Genomic DNA, 15,915 nt, shown 5'->3' with positions numbered 1-15,915 from the left:
CGCCGTGCAGACCCAACGCGACCACGTCCACGCCCACACCTTCATGATGGGGCGACTCAGCTCGGCCCTCGTCGAAGGGGATCCGACCAGCGCGCGCGTCCCAGGTCAACGGGCCCTGACCGGACTGGTGATCGGGGTCATTCTGGTCCTGTTGATCGGCGGTGGACTCGCCGTGTACGGCTGGATCGTGCCCGGCGGCAGCAAGGCGTACCTGCAGGCAGGCGTGATCCTGGTGGAGAAGGAGAGCGGGACGCGGTACGTCTACCGGGCCGGCGTGCTGTACCCGACGGCGAACCTGACCTCCGCCCTGCTACTGCAGGGTCCATCGGCTACGGTGAAGCTGATCTCCGGGAACTCGCTGAAGGACCTGCCGCGTGGGCCGGAGATCGGTATCCCCGACGCGCCGCAGACCGTACCCGACGCGGCCGCCCTGGCGGCTGGTCCCTGGCTCGCCTGCCTGCCCGGCTCGGTGGTGGACCAGCCTGGCTCGCGACTCGGCGTCAACCTCGACCCGCACGCCCCGGCCACACCGCTGGCCGAGCGGACCTTCGCGCTGGTACGTGACGCGAGGGGCGGGCTGTACCTGCTCGCCGACTTCTACAAGTTTCCGGTGCAGGACGACTCGGTGCTGGTCGCGCTCGGTGCCACGAACGCCCGGGTGCCGATGGCACCGACGGAGTGGCTCGACTGGCTGCCGACCGGAGTCACCCTCGGGCCGGCGAAAATCCCCGGTGCCGGGCGATCCGGCCTGCGGGTCGGCGGCCGGGCCTACCAGATAGGCACCCTCTTCCGGCAGCGTCCGGCCGCTGGCGAGGAACAGCTCTTCGTGCTCCGTACCGACGGGCTGGCCCCGATCGACCGGATGGAGTTCGTCCTCGCCACGGTCAGCGGCGGCGACACCGCGGTGGAGCTCGACGCGGCCACCGTCGCCTCGGCCCCCCGCTCCGCTGACCGGACGCTGACCGGGCGGCTGCCCGACCTGACCGGTCATCACTGGCATGACCCGGGCGACCAGGTGCTCTGCGTACGGCAACGACCGATCGGTGCGGAGGCTGTGACCAGCGAAGTCGTCCTCACCGAACGGCGCTGGGCCGCGGTCGGTGCCGACGGCGAGACCACCGTGCTGGTCGAGCCGGGGTCCGGCATGACGGTGACCCCGAACCCTCCTGCCGACGGGGGTACGGAGGTCACCCTGATTTCGGACAACGGCGTGACCCACCGGCTCGTCGGCTCGGACACGCTCGCCGCGCTCAGACTCGGTACGGCGACCGCCGTCCCGTTTCCGAGAGAGCTGCTGGCGGCCCTGCCCCAGGGGCCCGCGCTCAGCCGTACCGGCGTCCTCAGTCTGGCAAGGGGGTAGCTGTCCATGGCATCCATCAGAGACCTGTTGCGCGGCGGACGATCCGACCCCGGTGACGTGGCGCGGCACACCGTCGGCAACGCGCTCGTCCTGCACCACTGCGACGAGATCAGCGGCGAGGCACAGGATCTCGCACTTTCGGTCGTGGCGGACGCCGACAACGACGTGGTGATTCTCGACCTCGGCAGCGGAATGTCGATCAACTCGTGGGAGTCGATGGCGGGGGTGCTGCCGCGCCGCCGTCGCGGGATCCGACTGGTCACCTGCGGGCAACGGCACGATACGGCGGCGATGGCCGGGCAGTGGCTGTCCGAGCGGCTCAACCGTACGGTCATCGCACCGGACGGCGACCTCGTCCGTGGCGCGGCGGGGGCGCTGTTCATCCATTCCAAACCTGGTAGCGGCTGGGTACGCTTCCGCCCCGGTAAGCCACCGGCCTGGGATTCCAAACGCTATCCGACCCCGTCGTGGGACGCTGCCGCGACCGAGCGCCGGCCGTCCAGTTCGACGGGGGAGATCGAGCCGCTGCCCGGCGGGGTGTGGATCCACGATGTCCGCGTCCCGCAGGTCACCGACGAGCACCGCCGTCGCCTCGTCGTCGACGTGCCGTGCCAGCCGGAAACGATGACCGTGCTTCTGGGCTGCCCGGGTACCGCGCCGCTGGCACTCGACGACGTCGTCAGGTTCTGGCGCGAGCTGGACGTGGAGAGTCAACTCCGCACCCGTTTCGTCCGGTACGGCGACGTGCGGATGCCAGCCGGTGAATCGTTCGGCCAGACTCTCGCCGATCTGCTGGGCACCAACGTCGTCTGCTACTCGGGAGTCCCGATCGGTGCTCCCGGCAAGGTCGAGATCCGGACTGTACGCGCCGATGGCGTGCTCGGCTGGCCACCGTACGCTCTGGAGCTCGGCTATGTGCCTCGGGCGCATCCGAACTCACGCGCCCGCCGTCCTGTCGTGCTGAGCCACCGCGGACCGCTACCCGACGCCGAGGAGATCGGTCCCCGGGTCTACTGGTACGCGCCGGATGCCGTCGTCGAGGTGGTCGAGGCCGGGCTGTGGGTCCGCCCGGTGGACGAGCCGGGCAACGCGGAACGGATTCGAGGATCGGCGCTCGACCCCGCGAGCGCGATGATGGTGTTCGACGACACCGAGGCGGGTCAGGCGGCCCGGATGCGTGAGCTGGCCGAGGATCTGACCGCTCGGGTCGACGGGAACCTGGGCCAGGTCACCGACCTGGTGGCGGCGTCCGTGCTGGTGCCGGAGCTCCGGCCGGCCGGCCGTGCCCAGGCGGTTCTGACGTCGGCACCGGACCGGCCGGGCGATCGGCAGCCGAGCGGTGCGGAACCGACGGTGATCGCTCCCCGGCCGCACCCGATCGCGGTGACCACCGTGGTCGCGATCGCGCCGCCGCCGGCGGAAGCTGCTTCGGGTGCCGCGCCGTCGGTGGTGGAGGCCGCCCCGGAATCGGCGCCATCGGTGGTGGAGGCCGCCCTGGGATGCGCACTGCCGACGTCGCCGACTCGGCGGATTGCCCGGCCGATGCCGGAGCCGCTCGTCGCCTCGCCCGCCCTGCCGGCCGAGGAGCGTGTCGGGTCGGGTACCCCGTCAGCGCTCGAGCCGGTCGCCGAGGTGTCCGGCGCGCCGCGACCAGCTGCGCCGGACCAGCCGTCGGGGACCCCGGCGATCGACCTTTCCCCACCGCCCCCACCAGCTCCGATCCAGATACCGACCGAGTCGTCGATCGACGTACCCGATCCGGGTGTCGGGCCTGCTGGCGTTGACGGGTCCGATGGTGTTGACGGGCCTGCCGGTGTTGACGGGTCCGTACGGGCACCGGATGCCGCCCGGGTGGACTCACCCGTCACCACCGCGGTGCGGCTGGCCGACGCGGAGGAATCCGCCCCGGTGTCGGCGCCCCCCGTTATCCGGCTGCAACCCGTGGCGGGGGCGGACTCTGCGGCTTTGCTGCCCCGGCGCGGCATCGCCGAGGAACGGGCCTGGCTGCGTCGTTCGTTGAGCCGGGACTTCGACGTCATGGCCAGCTCGGTCTCGCGCATCATGTCGGAGCATCCCGGTATGAAGTCCGGTGGCGCCGGCACCCCGGACGACGTTCTCGTCGACTCCGTCGCGGCCCGGCTGTTTCTCGCTGCCCGGGGGGCGGGCGTCGACGCCGGCCTGCGTACCGGCGCGAACGGTCCGCACGTGCCGTTCGCCCGCTGCGCCGTCTCCGGGCTGTCCCGGTTGCCGTCCTTCCGCGGCAGCACCATCGCCCGGTTGAGCCCGCTCGCCGAGGAATGGGCGATGTACCGCGAGCGGAACATCGTCAGTGACTGGAGCTTCGTCACGATGCTGACCGCGCCCTGCGCCGGGCAGAACGGCGACACCGATTTGCTGATCTGGTCGATGACCGCCCGCCGTACCGCGTTGTTGGAGCCGGAGGGCGACGACCACGTCGACGACCGGGTCGTCTTCCTGCCCGGCAGCCACTTCAGGATTCTTGAGCTGAGGGAGCCGGGTGGGGGGCATCGCGGCAGCATCCTGCTGCGTGAGCTCGGTACCAACGAGGTCGACGAGAACGGCCGCGTCGACCCGAACCGGATGTCGCTCGACGAACTTGCCGTCACGTCGATGCGCCGCAGCCTCGAGCGATGGAACAGCACCGACGGCCGCAGACGAGTCGGCCAGGCGTCGACCGGTCGCTTCGGCACCCTGCCCGGTCTCCTGCGGCCACCGTCCGAAGAGGGGAGGTGACCTGGCGATGAGTCGACAGGTCCTGACGGTCGGGGGCAGCCGGCCCGGCGCGCTCCCGACGATCGGCGCGGCTATTGCCCGCGCCGAGCCGGGTGCCACCATCATGGTGCACGCCGGGCGGTACGTCGAGAAGCTGGTCGTCGGCAACCGGATCACGATCGTCGCCGAACAGGGCGGCCGGGTCGAGGTCGCGGTGGAGGAGGGTAGCGTTCTCGCGATCCATGGTGAAGGGGCCCATCTACGCGGCATCTCACTGTCGAGCGGCGACCCCAAGCTGGCTGCGGTCGACGTCTACTCCGGAGAGGCGGCGTTGGACGACTGCCGTATCGACGGAGCTGCCTGGGTGACCCTGCTGGCCCGGCTGGAAGGTTCGCTGGCGCTTCGCCACTGCGAGATCACCTCCGCCGCAGGGGCCGGGATCGTGGTCACCTCGCCGCGCCCCAGCACGGTCGAGGACACCGTGGTCCGGGACGTTGCCACCTCCGGCATCGTGGTCAGCGACCAGGGTTCGGTGACCCTGCGCCGTTGCCGTGCGGAGCGCACGGGGGCGAACAGCGTCTGTGTCAACGGCGACGGACGGATCATCGTCGAGCGGTTCGACATCGTCGGGGCCGGAAAACCCGCGCTGGTTGTGGAGCAGCGGGGCCAGGCTCGGATCAGCGGACTCCGCGTCGAGCGGAGCAGCAACGTCGACGTTTTCATCCGCGGCGAGGTCGACGTGCTCGTCACCCACTCCCATTTCACCGGCGCGGCCCTGCAGGCCGTGCACATAGCCGGTGGCGCCGCACCGAGGTTCGAGCACTGTTCGTTCGGCCCGGCGGGACGAAGCGCCGCGCATGTCACCGGCGAGGCCAGACCGGTGTTCAAGGACTGCATCTTCGCCGAGTCCCCGGTCGGCGTGACCGTCGAGTCGAACAGCGCACCGAGCTTCGAGACGATGACGGTGCGGGGCAGCAGCGAGCACGCCGTGGTCGTCGCGGACGGAGCGTCGATGACCGTGCGCCGGCTACGCGCCACCGTTGCCGCTGGCGTCGGACTGCTGGTGCGCGACGGAGCCGAGGTCAACGGCGTGGACCTTACGATCGACGCCAGCGGTGCCAACGCCCTCGAGCTTCGCGAGTCGGCTCGGGCGACGATCCGCGAGGCACGGTTCACCGGTACGGCGTCCAGCGCTGTGGCGGTCGGTTCCTCGTGCGTTCTCTCCCTGCAGTCGGCCGAGCTGCGTGGCGCGGGACTCCAAGTGACCGGCAGCGGGGATCTGCGGCTGCGCGACACCGAGCTGGTAGGCGCCAGCGGCGATGGTCTGTGGGTGGGTGCGGCCGGCACGGTGACCGCGAGCCAGGTCCGGGTGCGCGGTGCCCGTCGGGCGGGTATCCGGCTCGAACGCGGCTCTGAAGGCAGCTTCACTGATTGCGAGGTGCTGGGCAGCGGTGCGGCCGGGATCGAGGTGGAGACCGCCGACCCGGTGTCGATCACCCGGTGTGTGGTTCGGGGCAGCGGCGACGAGGATCTCCGCCGGGTCGCCGATGCGCAGGTGGCCGTGATGTCGCTGACCACGGACGGGGCGGCCAGGGACATGGCTGGCGTCTCGCCGTCGGCGCCCCCAGCCGGGAACGCCGCCGAGCGGTCGGCCGACCCGGCCGGGCAGGAGCCGGCGATGGCGGGAGAGCTGAGCGGACCGCTCCGCGAGCTCAACGGGTTGATCGGCCTGCGCGGGGTGAAGCAGGAGGTCAACGCGCTGATCAATCTGATCCGGATGGCGCAGGTCCGGCAACAGATGGGCCTGCCGATGCCGCCGATGAGTCGGCATCTGGTCTTCGCCGGCCCACCCGGCACCGGCAAGACCACGGTCGCCCGACTCTACGGTTCGGTCCTGGCGGAGCTGGGCATCCTCGCCAAGGGGCACATGATCGAGGCGGCCAGGGCGGATCTGGTCGGCCAGTACATCGGCTCGACGGCGATCAAGACCACCGAGCTGGTGACCAAGGCGATCGGCGGAGTGCTCTTCATCGACGAGGCGTACACCTTGTCGGCCGGCTCCGGCGGCTCCGGCCCGGACTTCGGCCAGGAGGCCATCGACGCTCTGATGAAGATCATGGAGGACCACCGTGACGACTTGGTGGTGATCGTCGCGGGGTACTCGGAACTCATGGAGAGCTTCCTCGCCTCGAACCCTGGGCTCGCCTCCCGGTTCACCCGGACGATCGAGTTCCCGAACTACTCGGTCGAGGAACTGGTCACCATCACCTCGAACCTGTGCCGCAAGCACTACTACGAACTGACCGACGACGCGATCGACGCCCTGACAACGTACTTCGAGCGGGTGCCGAGGAACGCCACGTTCGGCAACGGCCGAGTCGCCCGCAAACTCTTCGAGGCGATGATCAACAATCAGGCGTCCCGGCTCGCCATGACGCCGCCGACGAAGGACACCGAACTCAACCGGCTGGTCGCCGACGACCTCGCCGCCGAGCTGCAACTGTTGGAGGAGCTGCCGGTCGAGCAGCGCGAGCCGGCCGACGCGAGCAGCGACCCGGCCGGTGCCGTCGACAGATCACAGACCTGGCGGCGGATCTGCGGGCTGGTCGGCGCCTCCGAGGTCCGCGACGCGGTCGGTGCGACCCTGCTGCGTCTCTGCGAACTGCGCAACCGTCGCCGGGCACCGGGGCGGCACGGCAACGTCCTGCTCGCCGGCCCGTCCGGCAGCGGTCGCGGCGAGATCGCCCGCCACTACGCCGCCGGGCTGTCCGAGTTGGGTCTGGTACCGGTCGGACACCTGGTACGGGTGTCCACCGCCGACCAGCTGGCACCGCAATGGCCCGGACAGGCGATGAGTCTGGCTCAGGCCGCGCTGCACGACGCCGCCGGGGGCACGCTGGTGGTCGACTATTTCGACGACGGCCAGGAGACCGTCGAGTCGCTGGTCGCGCAGCTGCGGTCCAGCCTCGGCGACCCCGTGGTGGTCCTGCTCGGTGAACCGTCGGCGCTAGCCCGCCTCGGCGCGGCGCTGCCCGGCCTCGCCGACGTGTTCGGTGAACGGTGGACGATCCCCGAGTACGACGTCGCCGAACTCGCCGAGATCGTCGTACGGCACCTCGTGCGACACGGACACCACGTCCCCGAGGACGTACGGGCCGCGCTGACCGGGCTCGTCGAACGACTTCCGGACCGTACGGTCCACGCCGCCCACCAGCTCTCGCGAGCACTGACCCGGGCCACCGGGTCCCGTACCCTCGCGCTGGCCGACCTGCACGGACTGGCCGCCCGCCACCACCCGGACGCCCTGAGCGCCCGCCGTTCCGGCGGCCTCGCGGCGGTCGGCTGAGAGGAGTCATCATGTCGGAACCGCAGCAGCAGCGGCCCACCCTCGAGGACATGGTCGCGGCGGGCCGGGCGTTCGAGCAGCGGATGCGCGCCGCGCAGGCCGAGCTCGGGCAGGCCCTCGTGACCGGTCGTTCCGTCGACGGCACGGTCGTGGTGCTGGCCAGCGGCCTCGGCCAGGTCAAAGCGGTCCGGGTCAGCCCAGCGGTCTTCGACAGGCGTGACCTGACCGGTCTGCAGGATGCGATCGTCCAGTCGATCAGGGCCGCCGGAGCGAACGCCGCCGCGCTCGCGGGGGAAAAGATGGGCGCGATCGAGATCAACGTGCACTGACCGGGTGGGGCCTTGCCGGCCCGCCGGTCCCGATCATCGCAGCCGGCTGGTCGCCGCGCGCTGCGAGGAAGAGGCAGCCGAGTGGACGTCGTTGGCTCTCTGCGCGGGCAGCCGTCGGTCACGGTCTTCCGGCACACCGTCGGAAACGCTCTGGTTCTGCATGCCCGGGAACGGATCAGTTCGTCGGCTCGGGCGGTGGCGATGGCAATCGCCGACGATCCCGACAACGAGATCGTCGTCCTCGACCTGCACGACGATCTTCCGGTGGGAATCTGGAAGTCGGTGGCCGCGACGCTGCGGTGGCGTCGACGCGGTATCCGGCTCGTGGTCTGCGGCACGAACCAGGACACCGCCGCTCTCGCCGCCCAGTGGCTTTGCGACCGGCTGCGCCGTACGGTCGTCACCCCGCACGGGCGTGTGTTCCGGGGGTCGGACGGTACCCTTTTCGCCCATTCGGGGCAGGCCAGCGGTTGGGTGCGCTACCGACCCGGACGTCCACCGATGAGGCAGTCAAAGCGGTATCCCGCCCCGCCCTGGGACGACGGTGCCGCCGAGTTCTCGACGACCAGCGCGGTCGGCGCGGCCGAGCCCATCCCCGCCGGGGTGTGGCTTCGGGACACCCGGGACGCGCTCGTGGTCAGCGAGCGCTGGCGATGGCTGGTCGCCTCGGTGCCCTGTCAGCGGCAGGCGATGACAGTGGTCCTGGGCTGTCCCGGCACGCCGCCCCTGGCCCTCGACGACATTGCCCGCTTCTGGCGCGGGCTCGCGCCCACGCACCGACCGTACGCGCGGTTCGTCCAGTACGGCCCGGTCCAGGTCCCCGTCGGCGAGTCGATCGGCCAACGGCTGGCCGACCTGCTGGAGACACCGGTCGCGTGCTTCACCGGCATACCTGTGGGCCGACCGGAACGGCGTCAGATGCACACCGTGACCCGGGACGGCCGGCTCGGTTGGCGACTGCTCGTCCACGAACTCGGCTACCGTCCACGGAGCCGACCGGCCGGGCCGGCCGCGCCGGCGCGCATCATGTACCACGAGGCGCCAGCACTGCTCGGCACCCCCGTCGGTCCCCGCACGTTCCGGTACGCGGACGACGCGGTCGTGGAGGTCGTCCAGTCCGGGCTCTGGGTCCGCGCCACCGACGAGCCACGGCACGCCGGCCGGATCCGTGCCCGCCCAGCCGACCCGGCGAGCCACGCCCTGATCGTCGACGACGCCGATCCGTCCCGGGTCGCCCGCCTACGCGAACTCGCCGAGGACCTGGCCGCCCGGCTGGATCCGGCCACCCGCGCCCGCAGTGCGCTTCAACTCGCCTCGGCCGTAGCGGTGAGCGGGCGCGGCCCCTCCGCCGCCGTGGTCGATGAGGACGGGCTCACCTACCGCTTCACCACGGCGGATCTCGCCTTGAACGAGACCGAAACCGCTGCACTACCGGTCGAGACGACCGCTCCGACGACCCTCGGTGCCACCCTGCTCGGTTCCGGGTCGGCTCGTCCGGCCGGTGGACGGCTGAGTCCGACCGCCCCGGCCAGCGGCCGGACCGCGCCGGAGCCGGCGGGTGCGGCGGGTGCGGCGGGTGCGGCGGGGCCGATGGTCGCCCGCAACAGCCCGCGACCCGCCGCCAGCGGTGCTGCGGGCGGCGAGCCGGGCGTCACCGTCGACACGCCGCTCTGGACCCAGACCAGCTCCGGCGATGCTCCCACCCGGACCATCGTCGCGGCACCCGTGCTCCGCCTGCCACCCCCGGTTCCCGTCGAATCCGCCGCCGACGGCAGTTCCCTGGCGGCCACGGAAGCGGCACCCACGGAGGCGCGACCAGGCGGTGGCACCGCTGGTGCGCCGCCTGGGCCGGGTGATAGCGGTGCGGCGCCGTCCGGGATAGCCGGTACCGACGCTGTCGCGCCAATCGGGACGGCCACCCTCGCCCGGCCCGCCGTGCTCTTCCAGACACCCCCGGCGCCGCAGGCATCGGGCCTGCCCACCTCGCGTGGCCTCGACGTCGAGCGGACCTGGCTCCGCGAACGCTTCGGCCCGCAGTTCGACGCCGCCGCCAGCACGGTCGCCCGGATCTTGTCCGAACACCCCCGGCTGCACCCGTACGACGACGCGCTGACCGACGCGGTCGCCGTTCGTCTGTATCTGTCCGGGTACGGGATTGACGTGGATGACGCCCTGCGGAAGGGAGACAGTGGCGGGGCGGTCTCGTTCGCACGCTGCGTCGCCGCTGGAGTCAGCCGGTTGCCGTCGCACCGGGGAGCGACCTGCGCCACGGCCACACTCACCGGGGACGCCTTCGCCGAGATACGGGCCAGGAGTGTGCTGACGAACTGGGCGTTCACGCACGCGTTGGTCGAGCCGCCGGTGTCCCTGCCCGGCGCGGTGGACGTGCTGGTCTGGTCGATGACGGCCCGCCGTACCCAACTGTTGGAGCCGGCGGACGACCAGCGGGTCGAGGCCCGGGTGCTCTTCCTGCCCGGCACCCGCTTCAAGGTGCTGGAGGCGACGGAGCCGATCGATGCCGAACCCGGCCGCGTACTGCTGCGGGAACTGTCTGCCGACGAGCCGACCCGCGGGCGCGGACCGTTCGACGATCTCGCGCTGAACTCCCTGTACCGCAGCGTCGAGCAGTGGGCGACCGCCGGTCGCCGGACACCTCTCGGCGCTGCGGGCACCCGGTTCGCCATCCTGCCGGGAACGATCTGATCCCGGCCAGATGATCCGATCAGGACGGTGCCCGGTCAGGTCGGCCGGGCAGCTGTGGGCGCACGGCGCGCGGCGAAGGCGCGCCGTGAGTCCACCTACGGCCGCCGCCCGACGCGGTGCAGGCCGCGGTTCGGCAGGATTGGCTGAATACCTGATATACCGGAGGTAGACGACATTGTCCGGTCGCGCACGGTCGCGACCAGGTTGAAAGAGGCGTTGTGGACACTGCGTACCGCGTGAGCCCGCTGAGCTCGACCGATCCCGAGCGGTTGGACAACTACCTGCTCGTCGGTCGACTCGGCGTGGGCGGAATGGGCGTCGTGTACCTTGCTGAGCGTGACGACGGCACCTACGTGGCGGTGAAGTTGATCCACGCCGCCCTCGCGTCCGATCTGGAATTCATCGGCCGGTTCCGCAGCGAAGTCGAACGGGCACGGCAGGTGCCTCCGTTCTGCACCGCGGAGTTCGTCGACGCCAACCTCGACCACGACCCGCCGTACCTGGTCGTCGAATACGTCGACGGGCCGAGCCTGGAGGAAGTGGTCCTCGAGCGCGGGCCGATGCAGGGCGGAGCCCTGCACTCGCTGGCGGTGGGGGTCGCGACCGCGCTGGCTGGCATCCACGGCGCTGGCGTCGTCCACCGCGACCTCAAACCGGACAACGTCCTGCTGCCGCCAGGCAGCCCCAAGGTGATCGACTTCGGCATCGCCCGGCCGGCCGACGCGACCAGCGCGCACACTCGACCGGACGTCATGGTCGGCACGGTGGCGTACATGGCACCCGAACGATTCTCCGGGGAACCGGGCACCCCGGTGACCGCTGCGGCGGACATCTTCGCGTGGGGCTGCGTGATCGCCTACGCCGGCACGGGACGTACACCGTTCCACGGCGACTCCCCATCCGCGACAGCGGGGCGCATCCTGACCCAGCCGCCGGACCTCGACGGGATACCCGCCTCGTTGCGGGAGCCGTTGTCACGCGCGCTGTCGAAGGAACCGGTCGACCGGCCGACAGCCCAGGAACTCATCGCCATGCTGCTGGACCGGTCGCTTGAACCGGAGCCACCGGCCGCCGGCGAGCGCGACACCGCGCCGGAAACCTCCCCGGTGCCGGCGCGCCGGCCGACCGGCCGCCGACGAGTGAGGGTCGGTGCGTTGGTAGCCGCGGCGGCGGTCGCGATGGCGGTGGCGGTGGCGAACTACGCGGCGGAAGGTACCGACGCCCGCCGGCAGACAGCTACCACACCACAGACCAGCCACGCGGCGCCCCCCGCCCCGGCCTCCGCAGCCAGCGGGGCCAGCGCGGCGGCGACGACAGGTGCCCCGTACCCCTCAGCCGTTTCCAGCCAACAGCCCGCGCCGCCCGACCGGACGCCCGACGCCCGGCCCCAGGGCGGCCAGGCCGCGGCCTCGGAGAAGCCACCGTCGACCGGCGCCGCCGTACCGGCCGCCGCGAACCCGACCGGCCGTAACCTGGCTCTCGGTCGACCGGTCAGCGCCTCCAGCGCCGAGGGCGCGGTGCAGGCGGCGGCCAACGCCGTCGACGGTGACCTCGCCACCCGGTGGGGCAGCGCCTTCAGCGACGTCCAGTGGTTGACGGTGGACCTGGGTGGCCAGTGGCAGATTCACGAGATCGTCCTCCGTTGGGAGAGGTCGTACGCCGTCAGCTACCGCGTCGAGGTGTCCCTCGACGGAGACAGCTGGACGACGGTGTACAGCACAGCCAGCGGCCAGGGCGGTGACGCCGTCATCGCTGCCGGAGGGACGCCCGGTCGTTTCGTCCGGATGTACGCGACCCGACGCTCCGGTGACTACGGCTACTCGTTGTATGAAGTGGAGGTACGCTGAACGGCCGCGTCACATCATGTCGAGCTGGCCGTCCGGGGCTCGTCCCGGGCTCGGCTCGACGCCGTACCCGGCGAGCCGGCGCTCGACACGACCAAGATCCCAGCGGGCACCCAGCGCTGTGTACAGCCGTACAGCCGCACCGCCGGTCGTCGCCGCTTCGTAGGGGCGCCGGTTCGCCGCCAGCAGCACGGCGGCGTCCTCCAGGCTCGCGGCCTGCTCCGTCACCAAGCCCAACTCGCCGTAGCGGCTCGCGGCGGCCAGGGCGGGCTCCGGATTGTTCGTGATCATCGCCCGGCAGCGTTCGGCGGCCCGGTGAGCCCGGGCCGGTCGCACCTCGCGGAGCGCCTCGTCGGCGCAGATCGCCGCCGCCCCCTCCGCGATGTCCCGACGGTCCAACTCCAGCGCGAGCCGGGTCAGCTCGGGCAGCCACTGGTGCCGCATCGCCAGCGACGCGTGGTCCGGCGACAATAGCGGACTCAGCATTCGTAGCGCCTCGTCCGGCCGGCCCTGCGTCTCGGCGACACATCCCCGGGCGACGAGTAGGAAACCACCGGTTGCTCGGTCAGCGGCGCCGGTGGTCAGGGCATCGGCCGCGTCGAGGTGGCCGGCGGCGAGCACCGCGTCGCCACGATGGGCAGCGATGAGCGCGGCTAGGCCGTGCAACAACGTGGCCGCCGATCGCGGGTCTCGCATGCCCAGCAAGGTGTAGCGAGGAACGTCGTCGGTGACCGCGCTGATCTCGGCCAGCGCGTCGTCCCAGCGACCTGTCCAGAAACGCAGCACCGCCGAGGCCGTGTGCAGGCCGGTGGGCAACCGGTGCCGGTAGGCGAAGAGACGACCCTCCCGCAGCGTCCGCTCGGCCTCCGGTAGTCGGTCCAGGTTGTGCAGGGTGAAGGCACGATTGTCGAGCAGGTCGAGATACAGCCCGCCGAAGGACGGATTGTCGCGCATGATGTCCAACGCCCGGTCGGCGAACTCCAGCGCCCGTTCGTGGTCACGGCGCACGGAGTTCGTCAGCCACCCGGTCTGCAGCGCCGCAGCCGCGTCGTACGGCCGCCCGGCGGCGAGCGCTGCGGCGTGCGCCGCCCCGGCTCGCCGATCGGCCTGGTGCAGGTCGTCCAGACCGCCCCTGCGAAGCTCGACCAGCAGCGCCCAGTGCCGGGTACGCCAGAACTCGGGCACCGTACGGTCGGACAGCGTCTTCCGGACGATGCCGATCGCCGACGACATACCACCCCGCCGGTGGACCATCGTGGCGAGGAGGTGACGCATCTCGGCGCGCTCCGCCGGATCGGTTGCCAGACCGGCCGCTTCCCGGGCCTCGTCGACCGGCCAGCGGTCCTCGGCGAACTCCAGCCGCACCAGAGCGATCAGCAGCGGCGTCCGGTGTATCGGGTCGGTGGCACCGGTGTCCAGTGCCCGCCGGATCAGCTCGCCGGCGAGTCGGGGAGCGCGGTGGGCCAGTTCGGCGCAGTGGTCGACCAGCCAGGACACCGTCCACTCGTCGGCCGCCGACGGCACCGCCGCGAGCTGTGCGGCCACCCGCGTCGCCGGACCCGCGCCCCGGCCCAGAACCTCGGCGATGTGTCGGTGCAGCATCGCCCGCGCCGGTGCCGGGATGCTGCCGTACAACACCCGACGCAGAGCGGAGTATCGGAAGGCCAGAGTCGTGTCGTCGCTGACGACGACGTTCGCGGCGATGGCCTCTTCCAGACTGGGGACAAGGTCGACCGCAGACTCCCCGCTCACCTCGGCCAGGTCGTCCACCGAGAAACGGGTACCGAGCATGGCGGCCGTCCGCAGGACGTCCTGAGCACGCGGTGACAGGAGATCAACCGAACTCCGTACCACGGCGAGCAGGGGCCGCGGCAGGTCGATGGGAGCGGAATCGGGGATGTCGGCCACCCCGTCGGCCACCTGGACCACACCCCGCCGGAGCAACGCGCTGGTCATCTCGCGGGCGTAGAAGGGATTACCGGCTGAGGTCGAGATCGCCTCGGCCAGGTTCGGCCCGAGCGGAGCACCCACCAGACGTACCGCGAGCTGCTCGACCACCCCGGGTGGTAGGGCATCCAGCCGGAGCACCTGCCCCCGCCGGGAGCCCACCGTGCGGCGCAGCCGGGCCAGGGCCGCACCGCCGGGCTCCAGCCGTGCCACGGCCACCAACAGCAACGGTAACCGTCGGGTGGCGGCGACCAATCGGTTCCAGAACGGCTCGCCGACCGAGTCGGCCGACTGGAGGTCGTCAACGACCAGCACGACGGGCGCGACGGCGCAGGCGGTGCGTACCTGCGCCAACACCCAATCGGACGAGACGGGGGCATCGTCGACGGCATTGTCGTCGTCGGCCACATCGAGGTGTGGTCCGTCGGGCCGGGCGGCCCGGAGGTGCCCGGTGGTCAGCGGCCGTAACGCCCGGGCCACCGCCTGCACCGGCGCATCCCGGTCCAGCTCCCGGATGCCGCCCCAGGCGACCTGACAGCCCCGATCGTCAAGATTGGCCGTCGCGGCTCTGACCAGCGCGGTCTTGCCCACGCCCGGTTCACCTTCGACCCAGAGCACGTCGCCCTGACCGTCGGCGAGCGCGTCGAACAGGGCCCGCAGCTGGTCGAGCTCGTCGGCTCGGCCGACGAGCGACCCCGCCTGGGTGTGGCCGATGGTAAACCCCGCCTGCGGTCCGGCCCCGGACGCTTCCACGAATCCCCACTGGGCGAGGCGAGGCGTCGACCAGGTCGGTGAGCGCGGCGCGACGGGCGACGCCGATCGAGAGGCCGCGGTCGCGTGGGATCGCCGCGTCCACACCGGGTCGTTCCGACGCATCGGAGCCGCCGGAGCGCGCCGCACCTGACCATACAGTCCGTTCAGGGCACTGCCCGGCTCGACTCCCAGCTCGGTACGGAGGATGTGCCGGGCTACCTGATAGGCCTCGATCGCTTCGGCCCGCCGGCCGCCGCGATGCAGAGCGAGCACCAGCAGTTCGTGCAGGGGTTCATGCAGCGGGTGGTCGCGAACCAGCCCGGTCAACTCGGCCAACACCCGGTCGTCGCGCAGCTCGATCAGCATCCGGGCACGCCGACCGATGGCGTCGAGCCGCTGCCGCACGAGTCGGACCCGCTCGAGGTCCAGCCGGTGACCGGTGAGCCCCTCGTACGGCTCGCCGTGCCACAGCGCCAACGCCTCGTCGAGGGCGGCCACGGCGGCGGCGAAATCCCCTGCCGAATGCCGCCGCGCCGACTCGGCACACGCCGCCGCGAACCGTTCACTGTCCAGATCCGCCCGGCGCAGAGCGAGCGCGTACCCCGCCGATCCGAGCGTCAGGGCGTCGCGCCCCAGACTGCGACGAAGACCGGACACATACGTGTAGACGTTGCCGGTCGCGGTCGTCGGCGGCGTCTCGTCCCAGACCGTGGCGACCAGCTCGTCCCGCCCGACCGCGCGTCCAGCGACGACGAGTGCCGCGAAGACCTGCCGCTGCCGGGTCGGTCCGAGGTGCAGTTCGTGTCCGCCGCGCCAGGCCCGGACCGGGCCGAGGACCGACACCCGCAGCCGGTCGTCCGGTGTTGTCTGCACGAACCCTCCATCGTGAGAGGTCAGAGG

General features: G+C 71.6%; 7 protein-coding genes. 6 read left to right on the top strand and 1 reads right to left on the bottom strand.

What is annotated here, in order from left to right:
* The first annotated feature begins 4 nt into the window (after nucleotides 1-4).
* From eccB to ACFHWU_RS01205, 6 genes are all read left to right on the top strand, one after another.
* Nucleotides 5-1,360 (top strand): type VII secretion protein EccB, encoded by a 1,356-nt coding sequence (eccB, locus tag ACFHWU_RS01230; protein ID WP_416569097.1) that lies wholly within the window; start codon nucleotides 5-7, stop codon nucleotides 1,358-1,360.
* 6 nt (nucleotides 1,361-1,366) lie between these two features.
* Nucleotides 1,367-4,114, top strand: coding sequence for a hypothetical protein (locus tag ACFHWU_RS01225; RefSeq protein ID WP_416589622.1), 2,748 nt, complete (start codon nucleotides 1,367-1,369; stop codon nucleotides 4,112-4,114).
* A 7-nt stretch (nucleotides 4,115-4,121) separates the two neighbouring features.
* Nucleotides 4,122-7,439, top strand: a complete 3,318-nt coding sequence (locus tag ACFHWU_RS01220; protein ID WP_416551664.1) for a right-handed parallel beta-helix repeat-containing protein — start codon at nucleotides 4,122-4,124, stop codon at nucleotides 7,437-7,439.
* Nucleotides 7,440-7,450: 11 nt separating this feature from the next.
* Nucleotides 7,451-7,768, top strand: a complete 318-nt coding sequence (locus ACFHWU_RS01215) for a YbaB/EbfC family nucleoid-associated protein (RefSeq protein WP_416551666.1) — start codon at nucleotides 7,451-7,453, stop codon at nucleotides 7,766-7,768.
* Nucleotides 7,769-7,849: 81 nt separating this feature from the next.
* Nucleotides 7,850-10,471: a hypothetical protein gene (locus tag ACFHWU_RS01210; protein WP_416589621.1), complete on the top strand. Its 2,622-nt coding sequence runs from the start codon at nucleotides 7,850-7,852 to the stop codon at nucleotides 10,469-10,471.
* A 236-nt stretch (nucleotides 10,472-10,707) separates the two neighbouring features.
* The gene (locus tag ACFHWU_RS01205) at nucleotides 10,708-12,318 is read left to right on the top strand and encodes a protein kinase domain-containing protein (protein ID WP_416589620.1); all 1,611 of its coding nucleotides are present in this window, start codon (nucleotides 10,708-10,710) and stop codon (nucleotides 12,316-12,318) included.
* A gap of 9 nt (nucleotides 12,319-12,327) precedes the next feature.
* Here ACFHWU_RS01205 and ACFHWU_RS01200 read toward each other — a convergent pair whose 3' ends face one another.
* Entirely contained in the window at nucleotides 12,328-15,888 is a 3,561-nt protein-coding gene (locus ACFHWU_RS01200; protein ID WP_416589619.1) for a BTAD domain-containing putative transcriptional regulator, read from the bottom strand.
* Nucleotides 15,889-15,915 lie beyond the last annotated feature (27 nt).

It is taken from the genome of Micromonospora sp. LOL_015, from assembly GCF_048060275.1.
Lineage (GTDB): Bacteria > Actinomycetota > Actinomycetes > Mycobacteriales > Micromonosporaceae > Micromonospora_E.
This window is presented reverse-complemented; position numbering and strand designations above follow the sequence as displayed.

What these genes read in the sequence shown, in the direction of transcription:
- ACFHWU_RS01225 (WP_416589622.1), top strand. Translation starts at nt 1,367, where the DNA reads ATGGCATCCATCAGAGACCTGTTGCGCGGCGGACGATCCGACCCCGGT.
- ACFHWU_RS01220 (WP_416551664.1), top strand. Translation starts at nt 4,122, where the DNA reads ATGAGTCGACAGGTCCTGACGGTCGGGGGCAGCCGGCCCGGCGCGCTC.
- ACFHWU_RS01215 (WP_416551666.1), top strand. Translation starts at nt 7,451, where the DNA reads ATGTCGGAACCGCAGCAGCAGCGGCCCACCCTCGAGGACATGGTCGCG.